This window comes from Paenibacillus sp. OK060 (assembly GCF_900101205.1).
GTDB classification, from domain to species: Bacteria; Bacillota; Bacilli; order Paenibacillales; family Paenibacillaceae; genus Paenibacillus; species Paenibacillus marchantiae.
In genome coordinates this window covers 1-21982 of record NZ_FNFR01000010.1, presented here as the reverse complement: position 1 = coordinate 21982, position 21982 = coordinate 1, and the positions used below count along the sequence as shown (strand labels likewise).

24 protein-coding genes and 1 pseudogene are annotated in these 21982 nt (G+C 38.2%); 20 read left to right on the top strand and 5 right to left on the bottom strand.

Annotated features, from left to right (window positions below):
- Positions 1-602: 602 nt before the first annotated feature.
- The gene (locus BLS14_RS27860; RefSeq protein WP_090954915.1) at positions 603-1139 is read left to right on the top strand and encodes a DUF4352 domain-containing protein; all 537 of its coding nucleotides are present in this window, start codon (positions 603-605) and stop codon (positions 1137-1139) included.
- 282 nt (positions 1140-1421) lie between these two features.
- Positions 1422-1793, top strand: coding sequence for a YhjD family protein (locus BLS14_RS27855; protein WP_256336715.1), 372 nt, complete (start codon positions 1422-1424; stop codon positions 1791-1793).
- Between the two features lie 145 nt (positions 1794-1938).
- Here BLS14_RS27855 and BLS14_RS33600 read toward each other — a convergent pair whose 3' ends face one another.
- A complete protein-coding gene (locus BLS14_RS33600; RefSeq protein ID WP_371121677.1) occupies positions 1939-2025 on the bottom strand; it encodes a putative holin-like toxin in 87 nt (28 codons plus the stop codon).
- Between the two features lie 437 nt (positions 2026-2462).
- Between BLS14_RS33600 and BLS14_RS27850 the strand changes: the two genes are divergently transcribed.
- Both BLS14_RS27850 and BLS14_RS27845 read left to right on the top strand, forming a co-directional pair.
- A complete protein-coding gene (locus BLS14_RS27850; protein ID WP_090954912.1) occupies positions 2463-2699 on the top strand; it encodes a hypothetical protein in 237 nt (78 codons plus the stop codon).
- Positions 2662-3465 (top strand): DUF4393 domain-containing protein, encoded by an 804-nt coding sequence (locus BLS14_RS27845; protein WP_090954910.1) that lies wholly within the window; start codon positions 2662-2664, stop codon positions 3463-3465. Before BLS14_RS27850 ends, BLS14_RS27845 begins: the two co-directional genes overlap by 38 nt.
- Positions 3466-3654: 189 nt before the next feature.
- On the opposite strand, the gene BLS14_RS27840 is transcribed toward BLS14_RS27845, so the two are convergent.
- A complete protein-coding gene (locus BLS14_RS27840; protein WP_090954908.1) occupies positions 3655-3867 on the bottom strand; it encodes a helix-turn-helix domain-containing protein in 213 nt (70 codons plus the stop codon).
- A 200-nt stretch (positions 3868-4067) separates the two neighbouring features.
- Here BLS14_RS27840 and BLS14_RS32805 point away from each other — a divergent pair, with 200 nt between their 5' ends.
- From BLS14_RS32805 to BLS14_RS33340, 4 genes are all read left to right on the top strand, one after another.
- Positions 4068-4205, top strand: coding sequence for a hypothetical protein (locus BLS14_RS32805; RefSeq protein ID WP_176854805.1), 138 nt, complete (start codon positions 4068-4070; stop codon positions 4203-4205).
- 197 nt (positions 4206-4402) lie between these two features.
- Positions 4403-4525: a hypothetical protein gene (locus tag BLS14_RS33345; protein WP_256336713.1), complete on the top strand. Its 123-nt coding sequence runs from the start codon at positions 4403-4405 to the stop codon at positions 4523-4525.
- Positions 4526-4621: 96 nt separating this feature from the next.
- A complete protein-coding gene (locus BLS14_RS27835; RefSeq protein WP_090954907.1) occupies positions 4622-4981 on the top strand; it encodes a hypothetical protein in 360 nt (119 codons plus the stop codon).
- 79 nt (positions 4982-5060) lie between these two features.
- Positions 5061-5192 carry a hypothetical protein gene (locus BLS14_RS33340; RefSeq protein WP_256336711.1) on the top strand — a complete coding sequence of 44 codons (132 nt, stop codon included), beginning with the start codon at positions 5061-5063 and terminating at the stop codon, positions 5190-5192.
- Positions 5193-5579: 387 nt separating this feature from the next.
- Here BLS14_RS33340 and BLS14_RS27830 read toward each other — a convergent pair whose 3' ends face one another.
- Positions 5580-6587 carry an HD-GYP domain-containing protein gene (locus BLS14_RS27830; protein ID WP_090954905.1) on the bottom strand — a complete coding sequence of 336 codons (1008 nt, stop codon included), beginning with the start codon at positions 6585-6587 and terminating at the stop codon, positions 5580-5582.
- Positions 6588-7236: 649 nt separating this feature from the next.
- Here BLS14_RS27830 and BLS14_RS27825 point away from each other — a divergent pair.
- Positions 7237-7641 (top strand): hypothetical protein, encoded by a 405-nt coding sequence (locus tag BLS14_RS27825; protein WP_090954903.1) that lies wholly within the window; start codon positions 7237-7239, stop codon positions 7639-7641.
- Here BLS14_RS27825 and BLS14_RS27820 read toward each other — a convergent pair.
- Both BLS14_RS27820 and BLS14_RS27815 read right to left on the bottom strand, forming a co-directional pair.
- Complete coding sequence (locus tag BLS14_RS27820; protein ID WP_090954902.1) at positions 7638-8414, bottom strand: LytR/AlgR family response regulator transcription factor; 777 nt, start codon at positions 8412-8414, stop codon at positions 7638-7640. The two genes, BLS14_RS27825 and BLS14_RS27820, sit on opposite strands and share 4 nt — an antisense overlap.
- Before the next feature lie 601 nt (positions 8415-9015).
- Positions 9016-10380, bottom strand: a complete 1365-nt coding sequence (locus BLS14_RS27815; RefSeq protein ID WP_090954900.1) for an AAA family ATPase — start codon at positions 10378-10380, stop codon at positions 9016-9018.
- Positions 10381-10801: 421 nt separating this feature from the next.
- Here BLS14_RS27815 and BLS14_RS27810 point away from each other — a divergent pair, with 421 nt between their 5' ends.
- The 11 genes and pseudogenes from BLS14_RS27810 to BLS14_RS27760 form a co-directional block, all read left to right on the top strand.
- A complete protein-coding gene (locus BLS14_RS27810; RefSeq protein WP_090955143.1) occupies positions 10802-11815 on the top strand; it encodes a thermonuclease family protein in 1014 nt (337 codons plus the stop codon).
- A gap of 103 nt (positions 11816-11918) precedes the next feature.
- Positions 11919-12647: a hypothetical protein gene (locus BLS14_RS27805; RefSeq protein WP_090954898.1), complete on the top strand. Its 729-nt coding sequence runs from the start codon at positions 11919-11921 to the stop codon at positions 12645-12647.
- 927 nt (positions 12648-13574) lie between these two features.
- A complete protein-coding gene (locus BLS14_RS27795) occupies positions 13575-13862 on the top strand; it encodes a hypothetical protein (protein WP_090954896.1) in 288 nt (95 codons plus the stop codon).
- Positions 13863-14267: 405 nt separating this feature from the next.
- Complete coding sequence (locus BLS14_RS27790) at positions 14268-15461, top strand: hypothetical protein (protein ID WP_176854803.1); 1194 nt, start codon at positions 14268-14270, stop codon at positions 15459-15461.
- Between the two features lie 173 nt (positions 15462-15634).
- Entirely contained in the window at positions 15635-15889 is a 255-nt protein-coding gene (locus BLS14_RS32800) for a hypothetical protein (protein WP_176854800.1), read from the top strand.
- Between the two features lie 668 nt (positions 15890-16557).
- Positions 16558-17208 (top strand): hypothetical protein, encoded by a 651-nt coding sequence (locus tag BLS14_RS27785; RefSeq protein ID WP_090954893.1) that lies wholly within the window; start codon positions 16558-16560, stop codon positions 17206-17208.
- A gap of 225 nt (positions 17209-17433) precedes the next feature.
- Entirely contained in the window at positions 17434-18270 is an 837-nt protein-coding gene (locus BLS14_RS27780) for a zinc ribbon domain-containing protein (protein ID WP_090954891.1), read from the top strand.
- A gap of 70 nt (positions 18271-18340) precedes the next feature.
- A complete protein-coding gene (locus BLS14_RS27775) occupies positions 18341-19663 on the top strand; it encodes a type IV secretory system conjugative DNA transfer family protein (protein ID WP_090954889.1) in 1323 nt (440 codons plus the stop codon).
- A 36-nt stretch (positions 19664-19699) separates the two neighbouring features.
- A complete protein-coding gene (locus BLS14_RS27770) occupies positions 19700-20296 on the top strand; it encodes a hypothetical protein (protein WP_090954887.1) in 597 nt (198 codons plus the stop codon).
- A complete protein-coding gene (locus BLS14_RS27765; protein WP_090954885.1) occupies positions 20293-20847 on the top strand; it encodes a hypothetical protein in 555 nt (184 codons plus the stop codon). The genes BLS14_RS27770 and BLS14_RS27765 overlap by 4 nt, the downstream gene beginning before the upstream one ends.
- Positions 20848-20853: 6 nt before the next feature.
- Positions 20854-21982: pseudogene (locus tag BLS14_RS27760) on the top strand (hypothetical protein); the annotation flags it as partial.

Here is a 21982-nt window from a genome sequence, read left to right as displayed (position 1 = left end):
GCCGCCGAGTCAGCGTTGATATCGAAGTACTCCGCGAACTACTAAGGATTCCCGATAATCAAGGTTTACTGGCCTTCGTGACTACGCGTCAATCTTATTGACGTTGGATACCGGTATTCGGCTATCGGAAGCCCTGGCGCTGTTACCAAGCAATTTCCGTCCCAAGGCTCGCGAGATCCACGTTACGGCATTAACGGCGAAGACACGGTGATCTCGGGATTTTCGATATCTGACGCGACGATTAAAGCTATGAAGAAGTTAATTCGTGCGCGGCCGCTGAGTTGGGCGGAGAATGTTCCGATATTCTGCACGTACGAAGGGAACGCGTTGAACCGGCATGTATGGTTCGATAGACTTGAGCGGCATAGTAAGAAGATAGGCGCTCCATATTCGGCCATACCATGATGGAAATGACCCGGCGTTGAGTTGATTAACGATGACTTGAAGATCGAACATACGAGGACTTCACCGCTCAATAAGATTGCGGAGGACGAAGAATAAAAGAGGCGCTGTTCTCGCGGATTAATTTCTGTTGAGGGCTGCGTCTTTTGTTTATTTTCTCAGGTCTAAATTGTATATTTGACTAAGGGGAGGGATTGACAATGCCGGAGAATACAAATGAAGTTGAAAAAGTTCAGCACAGGAAGTTCAAGTGTAGCAGTGCTTCATGGACATTACTTGTTGTTGGGGCAGTATTCATCGGCTTAATCGTTTTGCTCACAGTTAGCCGGGCAGGACTGATATCTACTGGCTCAACGGACGCTGTTGAACAATCTAAGCCAGAAATCGGTGAAGCGGTGAAAGTAGGTTCATTCTATATATACATAAACGATGTTTCGGAAACAACGGATGAGAGTGACGGGATGAAAGTCGTAACGATTGGCGTTACCGCTATTAATAAGGCGAAAGAAGCGGACGCATTCTTAGGGAGTCAAATATTACTGCTTGATACACAAGGAAACGTATATAATCCGGAGATATCTCTGTTTGGCGGTGTTACGATTAATCCGGGTATCACCGAAAAGGGGACGGTTGATTACCACGTGCCAGCGAGCGTTAAAATAACAACCGCAATGGTCCGCGCAGAAATAGTCGACTTGGGCGGCGCAGATTATGTACGTGTGGATTTAACGAAATAGGTACCGGATTGACTGGCACTCAAGTTCTTCCTTCCACCTTTCTCCCTCTCAAGATAAGATATATAACCCCTTCATATGCAAATGGTACACTTGCCCGCAGCGGATATAATTTTCGTTCGCGGGCTTGTTTGTCGTTACGGGAACGCATCGCTGCAACTATTAATTTCGTATATCTGCTGTATGTAAGATGTTGCGACGTCGCTAATTTATCCCGCTTGAATATTCCGTCCCTCCCGCGCTATACTAAGAACAAACGTTCCGCTCTCGCGGATTCAAACGGAGTTGAAACGGAAAATGATCGATATCACCTCGGAAGACCACACGCTAATCAAATCGCATATCATACTGCCGCGTGTTCTCACCGCATTCGAACGGGACATCGCGCTTATAAACGCAACGCTAAAGACACCGGGCCCTTACGTCGACGTGATTGCGGAGGCCCAGCGGAAGATTACCGCGGATATATATGAGATCCGTAAGTGCTTTCGTCAGCGCGGCATTAAAGTCTACGAAGAGGTATCAGATAATGACGGCGTAACGGCGCGCTATAAATGCCGCGGCTATGAATCGCAAATGCGTATAAGGTGGACCATGATGGCGGCGGATGCGAACGTGGTTATGCGGAAGTATCTCGGGTTGAATACAGATATGTAGAGAGGGCGTTTGTGACGGTGCCTCCGATGTAGACAGCAAAAAGACGCAGCTTCGATCGACTGCGTCCGGGGTCTTGCGTGTGTTGGCAGTAAGCGTTATGATGATTGCATTAAGTAGATGGCGGTAGCAGCTCTTGGCGGGGAGGCTATCGCTTTTTTTGTGTAAGGGAAAGTAGACCAATAATAACTAATCCAAACTGCAACATTATCGTGAGGGCTTCGTAGGTACTCATTTAAATCACCTCCCATCTCTATTCTAAAATTATACAGTAGATTCTATGTTGGCCAATTGTTCGCATAAAAAGGGAAACAAAATATGATAGCGATGCTTCTACTAACTCGTTGATACCTCCGTAGTATAAGTGGAATAGCGTAATTTGGTAAAACGTCATCTTCGGCGATTTTGATTTAGTGGGGAGTACAATTACCCTAATAAGAATAATCCTCTGACTTAAAGGATTTTTAGCGAATACGGTCTAGCCCCATTTTTGCAATGTACTCCTACGAAAACTCGTATATGCTTTGTATTTCTCATTCTCATGCTATTTTTCATTATTTGAACATTATCTCGTGTTCACTCCTTCGATTTTGACGCTGAGAAACAGCAGGGAATTTGCGCCAATTTGTCGAAGTATATAAGCAACCAACAACGAAAGGACTACGTCTATAAATGCGTCCGCTAACTTCCGACATCCAACTTTATACCGCGCAACTGGGCCGGATGCCTATCGTTATATTTATCGGCGCGGAGCTCATTGGCAGCGGTGTGGTCGAGGACATTACGGAGATGAGCGTTGCGGTGAAGGGCGAACGGTATTGCGCAGAGTCTGCACGTTTAAATATGCGGGATAGAGGGAGGATGGGGAAGTATGAGCGAACCAAGTTTATTTTCGGAAGCTTTAAATAGCACAGGAGATATCGTAAAGAATCTACCTGAGGAGGTTAAAAATGACGTTATGCGCGGACCAGCCAAAGAAATTGGTACAGGTCTTAGTAATTTGATGTATATAATTTTCAGCCCCTTTTTGAAGTCTAGGGTAAAAATCGAGCATAGTGTCAAGAAAATGAAAGCAGAGCTAGAGGACTCAATTAGTAGCGTCCCAACTAACAAATTAGTTGAGCCTGCCTTAAATATTGTAGGTCCTGCAATAGAAGGAAGTAAGTACCACATTGAGGATGACAATGTGAGAGGACTGTTTGTTAAATTAATCACCTCCGCTTCGAATGTTGACAAAGTCAAACGAGTACACCCTTCTTTTGTTGAGATTATTAAGCAACTATCACCTTTTGATGCTATGTGTATAAATTTTCTAGCAAAGAATCAATTACTTGTGGGATGCGGCATTATACATATGAGTTACGGTGGGGGCCATGGTTACAACGAGACTAAGTATTTATTTCCATTCAATGATATAAATATAGAAAATATGACCGCCTATTTGTCTTCTATAGATAATCTGATTAGGTTAGGATTAATACATTTTTTTGAAGAAGAATTTATTGACGAGAGTATGTATAATTCTTTTGGCGTTCTTGATGACATAATCGTATACCACAAAGAGAGACTTCTTCCGGATTATCCTCATTCAGTAGTTACATTAAAAAGATGTTCTTGGAGTTTTACTATGTTGGGTTTAGATTTTATAAATTCATGTGTAATTGACCTCAATTAACTCTAAAGATTAGCTTTGTGAAATACCGCATCCCATACGCAGGGATGCGGTTATTTTTCGTTTTCTCCGTCAAATACCCGTACATATAGCGCGATTAGCCCGGCCGGGGATGTTCCCCTTAGCGAAGCCCTAATACGCTGAATCCACGGTAAATCCACGCAAAAAAGAGCCGCCAATCATGCGGCTCTCCTATTCCTTCTCTATTACGATAAGCTCCGATATATCGTCGATCTCAAGCGCGTCAGCTATTTTAATCAACGTTTTGATATTGATCTGTTCGCGAATGTTACGAGACATCTCCGAGATAGCGGCTTGCCTAACGTTTGATATCTCAGCGAGCTGTGTCTGTGTCAACCCACGCTCAACCATTACTTCATTAAGGCGGATTCGAATCCTTCTCATATGTACACCTTCCCTTAAACCCCATTATAACGAATATACAGATATGCGTAAATAAAGTGTTGACGATATACTAGAAGTCGTATATACTAAAATACGTATATCATAATATACGTATAAATAAAAAATGAATTTCAATTTTCACAACAATGTACTCGAATGACATGCCACTCATTTAAAATATCGCCAAGGAGGCGCATTATATGAGGACAATCGTTCCAACTTACAAAATTAAGTACACTCGCGATCGCATCGCCACAATCTTCACCGTCACGCTTAACGGTATAGAACGCAACATTCCGCATAACCTGTTTCTCAGAGTATTCCCGTGCATTAAGTGAACTAACCGGACAGCCAGCTTAGAGGCATCAGCGGCGGTGCTCGAAGTGTTAAACGTTATCGCAGACTCTCTGATCCGTTAACTTCGTGGATTACAAACGAATTTGGGCGAACGGCACGGCGGCAATTCGTCGTAACGCACTTGTCATCCGGACAGAAGCTCAATATTTTGCCGGGAACACTTTGGAGGGCACTTGGATTGAGTCCGCGGACAACCGAAGGAGTAACTGCGCTGTCAGCCGCTAAGCTTGCCGAAGTCGGATTTATTATCCAAGGAGGAAACAACAATGACTGCAACTACCATTATGAAAACTACGTGTAACAACTGGAATTATAAAAATTTATATAAAAGTAGCTCTAACCGTATGCTCATATTCGTTTACTGTCTTGTACTTAACGTGAAGGAATTGATCGCCTAATGACAGCGAAAGTTGAACTCGAACTAGCTTCGATGGTGCTTGGGCCATTTGACGAGGACCACCAGTACGTATTGTATGAGGGCTATGTATTGAATGGCCGTCACATTTTCATTATGGATTCTGGCTACCTTTGGTTGCGCCAAGTACACAAGGCTCAGAACATGGATCACCTTTATATCGACGGAGACTCCAGCGGGCTAATTATTGCCAATGAAGTAGAGGGCATGGACATCCGCGAGCTCATAGAAACGATTATCACAGAATTGATGCAGATAAACGGTCTCCAGTTCCTTCTCGATATCATGCTATGGACGAAGGATCGTAGCGACCTGAACCTCAAGCTCGAACACCTTCGATGAACCTAACGGCGCGAGCCGCCTATTGGGGAGAAGACGCACGCCATGGCGACGTTATGTACTAAGGGGGCTGAATGCTGACATGGATCGCTATGCAGTTCGTAGTTTATCCGAACTTTACCGCGCCGACGGTTGGTCCGGAGCTTTTAACGCGATTGAGAGGTGGCCGGTTAAACTGGAACAGTCACTCATTGTCCGTTTAATATTCCTATAAATAATAATGTTAGTTTCTGTTAAATTATCTGGTAGAAAATCTTATGTTCATGTCTCAAATTCAGAAAAAGTGTCCTACTCATATATAGGGGGATTCTTAAAAATACCCTAGACTCGAATCGGTCGGCATTAACAAGGATACGCAATTTTCCGAAAAGTGTGTTAAAGAGATGGGGAGTCTTCTAGTACGAATATACCTGAGATTTACGAGGAGCCGAGGTAATGTCATTGAATGAAGTAAATTCAGTATGCTGTCTCAACCCGTATATCAATATTTTCATTCTTCAATCCTACGCTCATCCTCATGATAACCAAAAGGGTGTGGTATCCTCTCAAACATACATATCCCGTTTGAGGTTTTACAGTTTTATATTAAAATGCTCACAAGTTATACACTTGCGAGCATTTTTTCGTGTTGTTCCATAACTCTGAAAAGGCTTGGATCTTCTTCAAGACATTGAATGAAAATCTCAACAATATAGGGATCAAATTGATGACCAGCGTTATTTCGAAGTTGCTCAATAGCATAGTTTACATCTAAGGCAGGTCTATAGGACCGGCTGGTTGTCATTGCATCGAAAGCATCGCATATGGAAACAATTCGTGCCGGCAGAGGAATCTCATATCCGGACAACCCTCTTGGATAGCCCCTTCCGTCCATTCGTTCATGATGATAGAGAACGATCTCACTAACACCTATAGTTCGGAGCTCTTCAATCTCATTAATAATCTGAAAACCATATTCGGGATGCTTACGAATAACAGCAAATTCAGATTCCGTAAGCTTTTCTGTTTTAGAGAGGATGTTCTCAGGAACTCCTACTTTTCCGATATCATGAAGAAGCGCACCAATCTCTAAATAATAACTTTCACTTTCATTAAGCCGCAATTTCTCAGAAAGTGCCTTTGCGTATCGGCTGACATTTGTTGAATGAGAAGCTGTATAAGGATCTCGAGCATAAACCAGTTTAGAAAGAGCGCTAATTGTATCTTTAAAGAGGGTGCTCATATTCTCATTTTTTCGGATCAGTTCATGATTCATCGCATTAATTTGATGACTTTGAAGTTTTAATGTTGCTGTCAATTGGTTAAATCCATTTTCCAAAATACTAAATTCATCCCCTTTAGGATGAGCTCTATCTACAGTACTTCTGACTGCAGCTGTATCCAATTTTTTAATGACCTGCGATAGCGGCCTCATAATTGGCCCTGCAACCATATAATTGACGCTGGAGATTAAAATAAAGCATACAATATACTTTAGGATCTCATAAGATAAAATCTCAACTGTAAACCGATCATTACCTACAATATACCCGCTGAAAAGGTTCACTGATATTAAAAGAGTCGTTGCCATAATACTAAAAAGAGTAGCCAATTTAATCCTCACAGCCATCTGAATTTCCCTCCCAAAACAAAAAAAGCCCACAGCAATCCCTTTGGATTACCGTGGTGCTTCCACGTTTGATATTATATTATCTATATTATACCAGAATATAGTTCGTAAACAAAATAAAAGATTTCCCCAGAAACACCCTGAATTAAGCTGACAACTCTCGAGATAGTGGAGGTTTTCTTCGTATGAGGAAAAGGAAAAGGACCTACCCATTCGTTGAAAAAATAACTCTATTCATTCTAGTACGATTCAAGTATACTATGGTTAATTGAATACACGGTTCTGGAAGCACCAGAGGTTTAGCCGATCGAGAATTCTCGATTGACGTACCTTTGGTGTTTTTTTGTTGTTTTTTATGGGGTACTCTATACGTTCTCACCTTGGATTTGTTGTTGTTGTAGTCAAATAACCAAACAATAATGACGATCCAAACTTGTTTGATTGTAGATGAATAATGTTCAACGAGTACTCCATAAGAACCACCTACAGGATCGATATTCAATTTATTCCTTATTAACCTAAAGAGAACATTTGAGACATAAATTTGAACATTTCGAACAAATATACTTTAATAGTCCTATATGGATTGGTATATTAGTCATGTCCCTAATAGTTCTTTAGGATTACGTCAATGAGAGGTGCATGCAAGATGTATACGTCTAACGATTCATATTTAGAAAGAGAAAACCCACTAGTGCGAAAAAACAACGAAAATCTCTATGATCAAATTAAGCTCTGCATTATTTCCGATTATTTCCCAAGAACACTTTCCAAGCTCCCCAGTGGCACGATGGAATTCTTTGTGAGAGATGGAGAACTCGCAATTAACTATCACACTACAAAAATTGGACTCAGGGGTCCCAAGCAGGGGTTAGCAGGCGAGGGGATGAACCGTAGCAAACTGCTAACATTGTTACTACTTTTAGAGGATCAGATCACTGGACATCCAGCAATTGATTATGGAAGCATCACAATTACATACGAACTCCTTGAAAATGGTGAAGTAGATGGAGAAATCGAGTTCAAAACACAAGTAAACCACCGGCGACGCTAAGTACTTTGTGTACGAAATTTCAAGAATAGATCACCAGCATCCATATAGTTTTTTTTAGTTAAAGGGACTTTTTCAGAAGTATAGTCTAATGAAACGTTATAATTTTTTGTAAACATACCATCAGGTTGTATAGCCGTGATATATAGTATGTTAATGAGATAGCTTCTGTGCGAATAGACTAAGTTTGGCGAACACATTTCCTTAATCTCTTTAAGGTGTGTACTCGTCTCAACAGTTGTTCCATCTTTGAGGTGAACAATGTATCTATTACGATACTCTTTATCCTTCTCAACAAAGATGATCTGATTCTCTGCGACAGTTACATCACGGTAATTCTGCTTTAATATAACCCAATTTATAGCTTCTGCTACTTCAGCATCAATTAGCTTTTTTGCATATATCAGTTCTTTAGCTTTGTTAATCGCTCTCTTAAATCGATTTTCGTTCACGGGCTTTGTTATATAATCAACGGATTCAAACTCAAATCCTGCTAATAGATGTTCTGTAATGATAGAGCCTGTAACGAAAATGATCTGTGGATGAACACCCGATTGCAGTACTTCTTTAAAGGCAGTTATACCGTCCATTTTTTTTAGTCCTATATCTAACAAGATAATATCAGGTTTGTGTAATTTGGTTTCCTCTATTAAACGTATCCCGGATGATACACAGGAGACGACGATTAAATCCATTTCTTCTAAGTACTTTCTCAACAAAGACACTTGATGTATGTCGTCTTCTGCAATTATTACCTTATATCTTTGTTGTTCCACTTTCTAACCCTCCTATGCTGAATTACCTGACTAGCTTTAGATCACTGCATAACTCTACTCATAATTACCTTCAACGAATAGCATCTGTACTTCTTAAGAATCAAATCTGATTTTAATAAGAAGATGTTTGAAAAATTGTTTAGATATCTAAGGATCCAGTTGTTTTGTTGAACGATATTCTACATTTGACTAAAGTTTTAAAAATGTCTCGGAACCACGCAGTCCCCTTTAAAATTAAAGGTAATACCGTTCTTAACCACAAGAGAATAATACCTTTTACTCAAGATCATTTGTGTCGTATTGTGTCGAAGACTGTACATTAAAACGCGAGTATAGTTAAAACTTCATTAAACAACGAATAAAGAAAATGATTAAATTTTCTATTTTAAAATAGAAAGAAAGTAAAAGAGATCATTTTTCTGCAGCTCATCCTTACAAGAATATTATAAAAAAAACCCACTTCCTTTATAGAACAAGGTGATGGTTATTTTAGGTTTTCACCCACTATGTGGTGATATCATTAATTACACCATGATAAGCTTCAATACGGACGTGTTCATTTCTACATAATCTTTGTGACTCTTCAAAGGAAAAAAGACTGTCAAATTGGCTTTGTGCTATTCGAATCGCCATCCTGCAACCCTGCCTCTATAAAAGAACGCACAATATCTATTGGATTGGTTTCTTCATATAAGAATTCAGATTGACCACCTACTAAAATAGCGCGCAAGTACACGTTCCGCATATCATTGTTTTTCTGAATACCACTTAATTTAATATATCTTTTGTTCTCATTAACTGTAGTAAACCAAACACTCTGTGGGGAGAGCTTTTCTAGAACTCTCAAGTTATGAGAAGTAAATATAAGTTGACCTTTACTATGATTCTGGAATATTTCGATAAGTTCACCTAGCAGGTATTCGAAAACTCCTTCATCAAACTTATCTATGACAACAATTGTTGAAGGATTGTGAAAAGCAGATATAAGAGAAGTAGTTACAGCAAATAACTTTAGATTTCCAGCCGATTCAACCTTTAATGGTAAAATTTTATCCTCTTTAATTGAAATAAATTCTGCTCGGACTCCTTCTTCTCCATTAGTTAGGGTTGTGGTTCCCATATTTTTAAGCTGTACTTTCAATCCTGGAATAATCGCGCTCAGGACAACATTGTTTCTTTCAATGACATTTGCGAGATTTTTGTAATGTTCTTTAGATAAGGACACGGGATGATTAATATCAAAGGTGCTGTTTTCCATTGATTTTGAACTTAAATCATCAAATAAATAAGATGGGAACACGCTTTCTTGCAAGTTCTTTATTACTAATAGATTTTTAGAAAGCTGATCCCTTAAGGCTCGATAAATTACTAACTCCGGACCATCAAAAAGTCTATCGGCGTGGCTTGTAACTATTTTACCAAAAAATAATGACCCTTCTATTTGATCAGATAGTAACTTCATACCCTTTAGAAGAATCTCGTCTTCTTGTTTTGGTTTACGGCTTAATTTAATTGGTTTTCTTTCATCATTTTCGTAATGGAACATTTTACGGTACGATTTTTCCTTAGTGCTCACACTTTCCATCTGAACAACCATTTTATCTTCTCTATACTCCAAACTAACTTTGTATTTAGCTTTGAACCAGTTTGTATCTTGTTGTAGCATAAATTCAAATTCCAGAGAGAGTTTTTTTTCACCCTCATAAATTAACCGTTGATTCTTACCTGGAAGTTTCTGACCATTAAGTAAGCTCTTTAAAATTGACAATGCCTCAACTACAGCAGTTTTCCCTGAACCATTTTGACCATAAAAACCTACTACTTGTGCATCCAAAATATTATCGTTGTTAAGATCAAAATTAACTTTACCGTAACGAACATTTTTTATGTTTTGCATCTCTATGGATAAAATTTTCACTTCACAATTCAAATTTAACACACCACACTTCCTTAACTTCTTATACATATAATATCGCTAATCGAGAATCAAATACATTGTTCTCGATAGGAATTATGGAATAACTCAATTACAAAAAGATTATATTTGGTTTAAATTGTAGTTTTATATTTAAAATTTGAAATATCAATTTTCATCATGGGTAAAGATCGAAATGGTTTAGAGCATAAATAAAACAAAATACTAAATATTGAGAGACTTTTCCTGTTGCATGTAGAAATTAGTATAAGACGGTTCCATGGTTTTTTCTTTTAAGATGTTTTGATGTGAGGAGATTTTATAGTTTCTATTGCATAAGCAGAGCCCCAAAAAATGTTGATTTCATGTATACCACTGCAAAATTTTATATCTTGAGACCTAGATAAATATATTCCAAATTACCTAATTATGTTATAATCCTTTTCGGTACAAATTTACTAAGGAGGATGAAATGGGAAGAATAATTTTATACATTATTGTTATAGCATTCATAATTGCTGTAATCACTAAGTTTTTCTATCTACTTGTCGCTGGTGCTCTAGGATACTGGGCATATAAGCAATTTAAAAAGAATCAAGTCAAGGGAAGTAAGCAAACACTGACTTATATCTTAGGAGCGTTTGCGGGAGTGTTTCTAATCTTCTTTTTAGGATCTCTTTCTTCCGAAACAGCAAACAAGACAGAGCCGATTGCTGTGATTGATACTAAAGAGGACAGCTCATCTAATTCTGAGACAAAAAGCATAACGGCAGATGATATAGAGACATCCCAGAGCTCAGATTCCAAAGGGAAACAAACTCAAGGAACTCAAAATAATCATGATAGGCTTCCTGCTACTTTGCTTGAAGTCACGGACGGCGACACGTTAAAAGTTACGGTAGAAGGCAGAGAGGAACAAGTTCGTTTACTACTTATTGATACACCAGAAACCGTTCATCCAGAGAAGGAAGAGCAGCCTTTTGGTAAAGACGCATCCAACTTTGTAAAGAAGCAGGTTGCCAAAGGTAATATGGAACTTGAATTAGATGTTTCGGAACGCGATAAATACGGGAGATTGTTAGCATATGTATGGATAGATAATAAAATGTTAAATGAGCAACTACTCGAATATGGGTTAGCTCGTGTTGCTTACATATATCCACCGAATACGAAATATGTAGATCAATTTGAAGAAATCCAGAAACAAGCACGTGTACAAGCCAAGGGGATATGGAGTATAGAAAACTATGTCCAAGACAGTGGCTTTGTTGAACCTAAGCCTACGATGGAAGAGCCGGTTGTTGTCACAAAAGCACCAAGTGTTGAAAAGAACAACGAAGTTAAAAACGAACCAATTGTAACGAATGTGTATTATAAAAACTGTGATGCTGTAAGAGCCGCAGGAGCTGACCCGATTTATGAAGGGGAGCCTGGATACAGTCGTAAACTTGATCGTGATGGAGACGGTATTGGTTGTGAAAGATAAGTAGTCAACTATCTCAATAATGGATCAGATACATTCAAGCGTATAATTTAATCTGACTTAAGATCTTTATCAGTTTTTGAAACTTTTGAAAGGTTGTGTAGAAGTGAAGGAAATAAAGAGAAGTAATATAGTATTACCTATTATAATTAGTTTGATGGTCGTTGTTTTATCTGCTTGTGGTAAGCCAATAACGGAAGAACTGTATTCAGAGACCGTATCACAAGATGTGAAGAATAGCACTCAACTTACACAAGAGGAAAAAGATTATTATAGCAAAGCAATTGAGAACGCAAATAGTGAAAGTGCAGATCTTTCTGCTAAAACCGTTAGTCAAATCATAACTGGTGAAAAAGAGAGACAGCTAAAAATAGAGGAAGAAGAAAAAAAGAGACAAGAAGAGATTAAACGTAAACAAGAAGAAGCAGAAAAAGAAAAACAAGTTCAGCTTAAACTTTTGAATGAGTCCATAAAAGTTGGCTTAATCAAGAAAAGTGTGACCTACGCAGACACGGATAAATGGATTTTCAGAGACATCATTAACATGACACTCGATTTGAATAATATTTCTGACAAGGCAATAAAAGGATTTCAAGGGGTCATCACTTTTAAAGACATGTTTGGAAATGAGATCAAGTCACTTAACGTAAAATACGATAAAGCAATTAAAGCTGGTTCATCCGTTTCTTATGATGGTAGCTTTGAAGTGAATCAATTTATGGATGAGGATAGCGAGCTTCGGGATACACCACTTGAAAAGATCACAGTTGATTTTCAGATGGACCAAATTATCTTTAATGACGGAGTAACTGTAAAGAGTAGCGAAGTCGAGTAGTAGTGGGTATACAACCTAACAGTGTATTGGTATAGGTATTTGTATTTTATTTATGAGGCTTGGAGTAAATAAAACCCTTTAATTCGTAAAATAATGACGTTCTGATATTTTAACTTTATAATGTAATGAAACTGTTACATTACTTGGAAAGCCTGATAACCATAGTGATTGTATGATATATCAGGAGACATTCATCGAAGACATAGCGTCTATAGCGATTAAATCAAGGAACTTCCCACAACAGAAACACCTGATAAAGATGATTATGTCATCATTGCTGGAGAACTATGGAATGATGTGGGATGGTAGTAATTTGGAGCTATACTGGCTTAAGTGGCTAGACAAGACCAAGTCGTTCACAACCCTTTTTAGATAGAAATCATCTAAATTTTGATCTGGTTGAGCAGTACCTTGTTGAAAGCTAGAATGGGTGTGAAATACATAGGATAGTGAGGACAATTTTAAACATTGGAGGACAAACTTTTTTTTTACGTTTGGGGGAGCCTCTTCTTGTATTAGAAAGTATCGAAAAGAAGGTACGCTGTGGTGGAACTGTGAATGAATACGCAGGCAGCGTAACAGAGAAGGATTAAGGAACTTAAGAAGGTTGGTTGGGAAGTGGACTACATTATAATCCACACATGCTTGACTACTGCTTCAGAGTACACAACAAACCGTTGTGAACTTTACATGGATTAGATGAGATACATCCATACTTCAAGGGTATTGAGCACAAGGCCTATGATAAGCAATGGTGCTTTGGTCATTTTCATCATGACTTTGAATTTCCGAATAATCAAAGGTTGTTGTATACAGATAGGATACGTAGTAGCTAGATCAAAGACTAAATCAAAGATATAGCAGAGAAGTCGTTGTTTATGAAGAGGAAAATGAGCGTACATTACGATGTAACCTAAGGAGGAACAGATGCAGTATTTCCCAATGACGGATATCGTAAAGAAATTTAGTAATAACCAGAGATTTGCATATAATGTCGTGGTGAATCTCTATACTCGTAAAGATGAGAAAGATGATTATATTAACAAAAATGTTCGCATTTGTTCAAATGAGAACATCAGTGAGGAAGAACTTATACAAAGAGCAACAAATGTGGTTTATGGGCTGATTGATTCAAAGGAAGAGTTCGGGCGTTACGATCAAGTAAAAATTGTAGGAATTGCTTTTGCAGGTGCCTATGATCGAGATTTAAAATAACAAGGTCATCGAGTGCACTTCACCTTATATACACTAAATTCAGTTATACCATAGAATTCCGAACTTCATCTTGCCTACAAAATTAAAAAAGGAATACAATATGCCTTTCTACAAACAGAATTGATTATAATCTGGAAATTTATAGATTAACGTCGCTTTTCATTTTTGGATCTATTGTGAGACCTTATAAGTAGACAAGCAAACTGATTTCCCCATGATACTTAAACAGTATTTAGAATAGGTAGATCCTTTAATGAGAAACAAAATTGATTCAGAATCTTTACTGTTAATCATATTAATATTTCTACGTGTATATAGAAGTAAACATAAAATAAGAGAAGGGCTGTGCCAGTATTGAGAGGTAAGATATCTAAAAGGTTGATAGCAATTTTCGTAGTTTTCACATTGTATTTAGCCAGTACAAATCAGATGTACGCAGAATTCACCGAATTAAGCTTAGAAGAGCACGGAGGGCTACAGCAGGAATGGGTACATACTTTTCCTAAAGAAATTGACTATCTGAGCTTTGAACTAGGTTACACTCCACAAGACCATGTTAATCGTGCTGCTCAGCTTGTTATGTTAAACCCTGCGACTGTGTCTGGTAATAACTTCAGCCTATATACGATAAATATTAAGACAGGGAAACTTGCCTGGACGTATGACATTAAAAATAAAGTGAAAAACTTTTATCCATTGAATCATACATGGTTTTACAACCAGAGCGGTAATATATTTTATCAATATTCTACGAATCACGGGAAAACGTTTAATATTCTTAGTTTGGATGCGAAAGGAAAACGTATATATGAGAAGAAGGATTTAAGTTTCTCAAATATCTATCCGTATAAAAATGGAATTGTTCTACAGCAAACGGATAGTCTTAAAAATCAGTCCCGTTTTATCACACTAAATTCTAAAGGAATAACGACAAGCGAGACTGTGTTAGGTTATAAAACTGAAGTACTTACTTCTGGTTATGTACTCCATTTTGTAGGTGAGAATAAAATCGAGGTTTTTAAAGATGTAACCTCTTTAAAAAAGCCATTATTTACGATTAACTCCAAAAAGTTTAGTGGATTCTACGTTGCGGGTTATCATCAATTAACTGGCGGTACCCTAATTGTAGAATATGAAAGATCCAATTCATATGGTGGACAAAAATTAATGGCATATGGAGTTAATGGCAAACTCAAATGGGACACAGTACTCGATAGAAATATGAATATTTCTATGCATTCAACCGGAAGTAAACTATTAATCGATAACCAATCTGAACACAGTATCACTTTGTATGATCATAACTTCAAAAAACTGTTTTCTCGTGAATATGAAGGAGAGCTTAATTTTAACGGTTTTATGAGCTCCTATCGTAACGATAGTTATATTGAGTATACTAGCTTTGGAACCATTGATGGCAAATGGGGAGAGAGGTATACCTTAATGAAAGATAATGGAGACATTATACTTAGTAAATACTTTGTTTTAGATGATGTGCATAAGAGTAACTTTGCATATGACTCGTCCGAAAATGTGGTCTATCGCACCGTGATTAACGACCACCGATATAATCTGATTAAATACAAGGTAACTAAATAACAGTTGGAGTGCCGTTGATACAACAATCAACGGCTTTTTATATTCTGTGAAGTTTCAATATTTTATTTGGAATTTAGTATTGAACTGAGTTTATGAAATAACTTGTAGAATGAAGCTTCCTACACCGTATTTACACAAGGTGAAACCACCATGACTACGCACATATTAGCATAATGAAATGCAGTAAGTTGAAAATCCTCCACCAACAGGAGACAGTCTTTAGTCTGCTTAAAACGATCGTTCGCAGGCAGTATTCAGACCGATTGGTGAAAGGCATACCTTACTGTGCTAGTCATAAAGGTAAACGGCAGAAGCCTGCCGAGACACGCGTCAAGTTCGCTTGGGGTAAGACCATCTCTCAGCGACCGAAAGAAGTTCGATCCCGCAAAACCTTTAGCATTAGGAGCCGAAAAGCAATGGCAGTTTAGTTAGCTACGTTCATCGAACGTAGGACCTACTATATGCCGCATTCCCATGCCTGACCTATAGGTTTTTCCATAGAGATTGCTTTTGGTAGCAGCTTCTCAGTACACTGACCGTGCATTTTAAACCTCTCCTGCAGATCGTGGCAAGGAGTTCGCCTGTTACGCCATCCGGGAAACAGCGGCCTACAAGGTGTATTTCGCAGATCCGTATTTTCCCTGGCAACGCCGCTCAAATGAGAATGCTAATGACCTCTTGCGAGAGTTTTCCCTATGGGACAGATTGCGCACAAGTGACGGATGAAGCCTTGGAGACTACATTGCGCTTAATCCACCACAGACCAGGAAAATGTTTGGGTTGGAGAATCTCTCACGAATCCTTTTTAGAGGATCTATTTCCCTTAGCTTTACAATCCGTCATAAGTAGATTTGCTTATACCTAAGGTGTTCTTCGTTGGGTAAGTTATATATCAATGAAAGTAATTAATAACCATAACCTAATGCAAATTTACAAATGACTGTTACTAGTTCACATAAAATAAAGAAACATTAAATTAAACCGATTAATTATATGGTTCTTTAAGACTAGTTATATTTGTTATTTTATAAATATATAGACCTATTTTTATTGTGCTGATATAATAATGGAAAATGTTAGGTTGGAGGATTGAATAATGAAACAAAAAGTAAAAATAATATCTGCGTTCCTGTGTGGTGCGATATTTTTCTCAGGAGTTTCTTATGCAGCAGATAATTATTTAAAAGCTGTACCTGTGAAAAATAGCAAAATACTAGTTAATGGTTCAGAAGCGGTATTCGAAGGTCAAGCAGTTACGATTAATAATCGCGTATACATGCCATTAAAGGAATTAGGTCAAGAGGTTGGGTTTTCTGTTTCATCTGGAAGTATTATTCAAATCAATAAGTTCGAAAAGCTGCCGCTTACTGTTACACGTGAGGGTGTAACTATCACTTTAAATTCTCTGAGTAAAATTGATGGTAAAGTACAATTAAATATTACAGTGAAAAATAATAGCGATAAGAGAGTTGATGTTGATCTCTCTCAAGTTAGAGCAGATGATAATGTTAAAGGTAGAAAGATGTACACGACTAGTGCATCAAGTTTTTTCACACCAATCAATGATAACTGGAGTCTAGCCTCTAAAAAATTCTTAGATGATCCATTAGATAGTAAAAGTGAAGTGACGGGCAATATGCAAATATCAAGTGTTTCAAAAGGAACTAAAAACATATATTTTTTCTTTGAATCACATAGCATACCAACATCATTTTCGTTTTATGTTGATACAGAAGGATTGTTTTAATTTGATAATGTAACGATAGGCCAAAGATAGAATCAAGTTACCATTTACAGTTGAAATAACACTGTTAATAACAGTAAGTCCGATATGCTATATGGAGCATCACACTTCAATACCAATTACATATATCTACACATGTAACGAGTGCGGCATATTACGAGAGCCACTTTAGAGTGAAAACAAAAAATAAGAATACTAGTCAGTAGACCTAATAATGGAGGAATAGAAATGAATATGGTTCGCGGTATTACGTTGGCTGAGAACGAGATTGTCATCCGGGAATATGAAGCCTCTGCTTTATATGTTCCTAAAGGAGAAGGGTATGTAATTGTAACGAATCGGAGAGTTATCTTTACTGGTAACTCAGAATCTGTTGCGGGTACTGGACTCATCATCCGAGATGCTAAAATCGATACAATTACCGGTGTCATGGCAGGCCTAGTTCGTCATCGTAGTTTCAAAATGCTTATCTTTGGAGCTATTATTGGACTTCTTGGCTTGATTATGACAATGAATAATTCTACATTAATCTCGTGGATTTTACTCATTATTGGTTCCATAATGGTGTACTTTGGCTTGAAATCTAAAGGCGTGTTGATGCACATCAATATTTTTGGAGCACAATCTTCTTCCGCACTCAGCGTAGCAGTTGAAGCAAGCACGTTATTCTCGCGCGTAACAAATAACCAGGCACTCATGACAATCACCGCTGCTGCACCAGGCCGTCATACTGAACAAATGCTGCGTGAATTAGGAGCTCTGATTCAGGATGTACAAGTGATGGGAGATATGGCGATTGAAAAATGGAAAGATACACCTATGACAGAAGGAAGCATACTGACCATTCCAGTAAGTGAGCAACTGTCGTCTTCTATCAATACAGTGATACAAACTGCAAACAAAGTTAAAGAAACGACTGTTACAGCATCTCGTAATCTACAACAACAAATGAATAAAACGGAAGATAAGGATCCTTCAGATTCACTAACAAACCAGTGCAAATGTGGCACTGCATATGGAATAAACGCTGTTTTTTGTCCAGAATGTGGTGCAAAAACGAGTTAACAAATACATAGATTGAGGAAAAAAGAGCCAATGTTTTCTAATGGACTCTTTTTTTCTGAGGAGGAAAACCTTGAGTCTTCTGAAAAATAATATTGTTAATGGTCAGCAACTTCATACACTAGCACCTAATGAAGTGAAATGGTTAGATGAGCCTCAGGCCAATTATGGAATACCAGGAGTAGACCGAACAGGAGTTATGCTTCATCCTTTACTTCTTCAACGTCATCTTCTCTTTGTAGGTTCGATTGGAAGCGGAAAGACAGTTTCCATGGATCATGTTGTTCGTGCACTACGTAGCGGGGCAACAAGTGACGATGTGTTTATCTTCTTTGATGCCAAAGGGGATTATTTGAAAAAGTTCTATCGACCAGGAGATTATGTTCTCACTAACGAAAGTGATAATGTAGAAGGTAGGGTACGATGGAACATCTTTCAAGATATTGTCGCGACACCGTTAGAGAAACGAGATGAAGTCATCTGGGAGATCGCTTCTTCTTTATTTAAAGACGATATTGAGCGATCGTCAGCACCCATCTTTGCGACAGGAGCTCGAGACTTATTGGCTGCTATTTTAAGCGCAAAAGTAAGGGGAATGGAAAAAGAAGGGGGAACCGAGGATCATGAAACCCTGATTCAATGGGTAAAGAAGGCAAGCGATGTTTCTATTCGAAATTTGCTGTTAAATCATCAGGATTTATCTTGGGTTCGTAGTTACATAAGTAAAGAGAATAATCCAAACACCAACCAATCTTTCTTGATGCATTTGTATCAGAACCTTTTTGGTGTGTTTAATGGTGCTTTTAGAGAAGCAGGAGACTTTTCTCTCACTAAATCTATACAAGAACGTGATGGTAGAGCCATCTTCCTTGAGTACGATATTGCAAGTTCAAATGTATTAAAACCGATCTATACGATGATCTTAGATATTGCTATGAAAAATATACTCGGTACTAAAGAGGAACAGTGTCGTGGAAATGTATATTTCATTCTTGATGAATTTCCACTTATTCCAAAGCTAAACTATATGGATAACGCACTGAATTTCGGACGTTCCCTGGGTGTTCGAATCATCGCAGGTATTCAAAACATCGGACAAGTGAAACATGTATATTCAGAGTCACTGGCAGATAGTATTCTGAGTGGATTTGGTACGGTCTTTGCATTCCGACTCTTCGATGAACCAAGCCGCTCCTATATCACAAATCGTCACGGGAAAAACCAACGGATGATTGCTTATTCCTCATCTAATGCAAACAAAGGTATACAAGAACATCTCGTAGATGGAAATGTTATAGAAGACTGGGATCTTACAGATTTGAAGATTGGACAATGTATTATATCACCATTTAATGGAGAGCCTTTCCGTTTCTACCCAGCCAAACCCAAATTTTAAGGATGTTAACGTTAATAGAGTAGGAGTGATTTTATTTTGATTAATAAAGACCTGAGTTATGTGCGTGTGGGCAGAGGTCTCGGAGAGTTTCCGGCAGACAATGAATCCAAAATGTTTGTGGTAGCAAATGGTTTTCAGGAGTTTGAACTAAGTCAATTTGAATACACCGTTTGGGAGCAAATCCATCGCTATGAAACACTAGCAGCTTGGGAATCGGCCATTCTACAAAAGCTTAAAAACATTCCGAATTTTGATTTCTCAAAAATTGTTCGTAGACTCATCGAGAGAAATCTCATTATGCCATGGTCTTTTTCCGATATGCATGATAAGAATTTGATAAACCTACAAGTAACACGATACGGATATGCACATGGTCTGATCAATGAGGAATATCTCATCGGGGATTCTAATGCAAATAAGACCTTTGTATTCACCAAAGATCAATACGATGTGTGGAATGCAGCTGCTGGGAAGGTTATGTTGCTGGAAGTGATTGATACCCTAATGGATCAACGCGGAATTAATTTTGAAACTGCGATCTCACTGTTTAATATTCATGGTCTTAAATTATACAAGCTTACCCTATGGGGACTAGAGTATGTTAATGCAGACCAACTGGAGGTGCAAGCATGAGCTCAATTATGATTGGTGCTGGTCAAGAGCTAGGAAAGTTTCAACATAAAGATGGTCTTGTTCATTACGGGGTGCAATTTGAGAAACAACGATTGCTGCTCGAAAAGCATCGTTATAAAGTGTGGCAAGTTGCACAAATGGCATCTTACAGCGTTGAAAAATTCACAGTATTACTGGATCTGGAATTACACGTTATTCAAGGTCACATCGATGCTCTTAAGGAACAAGGACTTGTCTTTGAATCGAGGGACATACTTTCAACATCGTTTAGAACAAAACATATTGCTATTACTAAAGGGTACATAGAATTAAAAAATGACGGAGAGTTTGAATTGACAGAGTTTCTTGGCGCTCCTCCCGTATCACTACCGTTAATCACGGCTACTGTTTGGCGTTTGGCAAATCCTCTTTTCTCATTAGAATCGCTTGTTGAAAATCTTGTTCAAGTCATGGATATGCCTAAAGTTGATATTGAGTTAATGTTATCCGAAGCTATTATATTTCTGGTCAGTAATGGATTTATGGCCATTGACCGTTTACCCGAAGCGTAAAAATCAATGAGTATAAAGGACATAATAGCAGGTGCATCCAAAAAAACAAGCGAAGCGACACAAAAAGTAAGAAGTAGCACGGTCAACTTATATAGGAATCAAAAGGCGAACTTACTTGTTGGCAAATCTCCTGAAGCACATGTAAAATCAACAGAAAGAATGAAGGAAGCTCTTTCTGATCCAAGTAAAATGCCGAGATACAGTTTAGAAGACCTGATAAGTAAAATCCATATAGGATTAGATGTAGGAACAGAATTAGGATTATCCGGATTAAACTATTATACAAAGGTTTTCGATGCTTCAACAGGTACAACCTTGAAACAAAGTGTTAAAGATACATTAGGTCAAATAAGATCTGGCATTGAATACTCATCACACGCTACAAAATTAAAACAGAGCCAATTGGAGAAGTACCAGAAAAGTTGGGATAACAAAACTCCCGAAGAAAAGCAAGGTCAATTAAATAAGTTGCGAGATAAAATTCAAGAGAGAGAAAATCTTGAGAGTCTTTATAATAAGTTGCATTCTGAACAAATTGACAAGGAGCAAGGTTTAGAAAATTATCAGGAAACCTTAAATGCGACAAAAGATGAAGAGAATGAAATCAAGGATTTAGAACATTTAGCAGCACAACAACAGGAAATAGAGATCACTAGAAACATTGAGACAGACCAGGTCGGACAAAATTCTATTTCGGAGACTGAATTAAAAGAAGATTCTTTAGATGAATTTGTAGTCTCAGAGAGTCTATTTGGTAGCGGATTTGAAGATTTAGAAAATATGGCAGCTGAACTTCAAAAGCAAGAAGAGATTAATGGGACCGAACAACAGGGCCCTGAAGTTCAGCATGAAGAATTTCAACAACAACATAAAACTGAAGCAGAGCAAGAAGATGCTCAGCAGCAGGAACAACTATCTGAGCCTGAGGTGGAACAAGAAGTAGAGCAGCTAGCTGAATCTGAAGTTGAACAAGAACCGGAGCAGGTATCCGAACCTGAGGTCGTACAAGAACCAGAGCAGCTAGCTGAACCTGAGGTGGAACAAGAACCAGAGCAGCTAGCTGAACCTGAAGTTGAACAAGAACCTGAACAGGTATCTGAACTTGAGGTGGAACAAGAACCAGAGCAGGTATCCG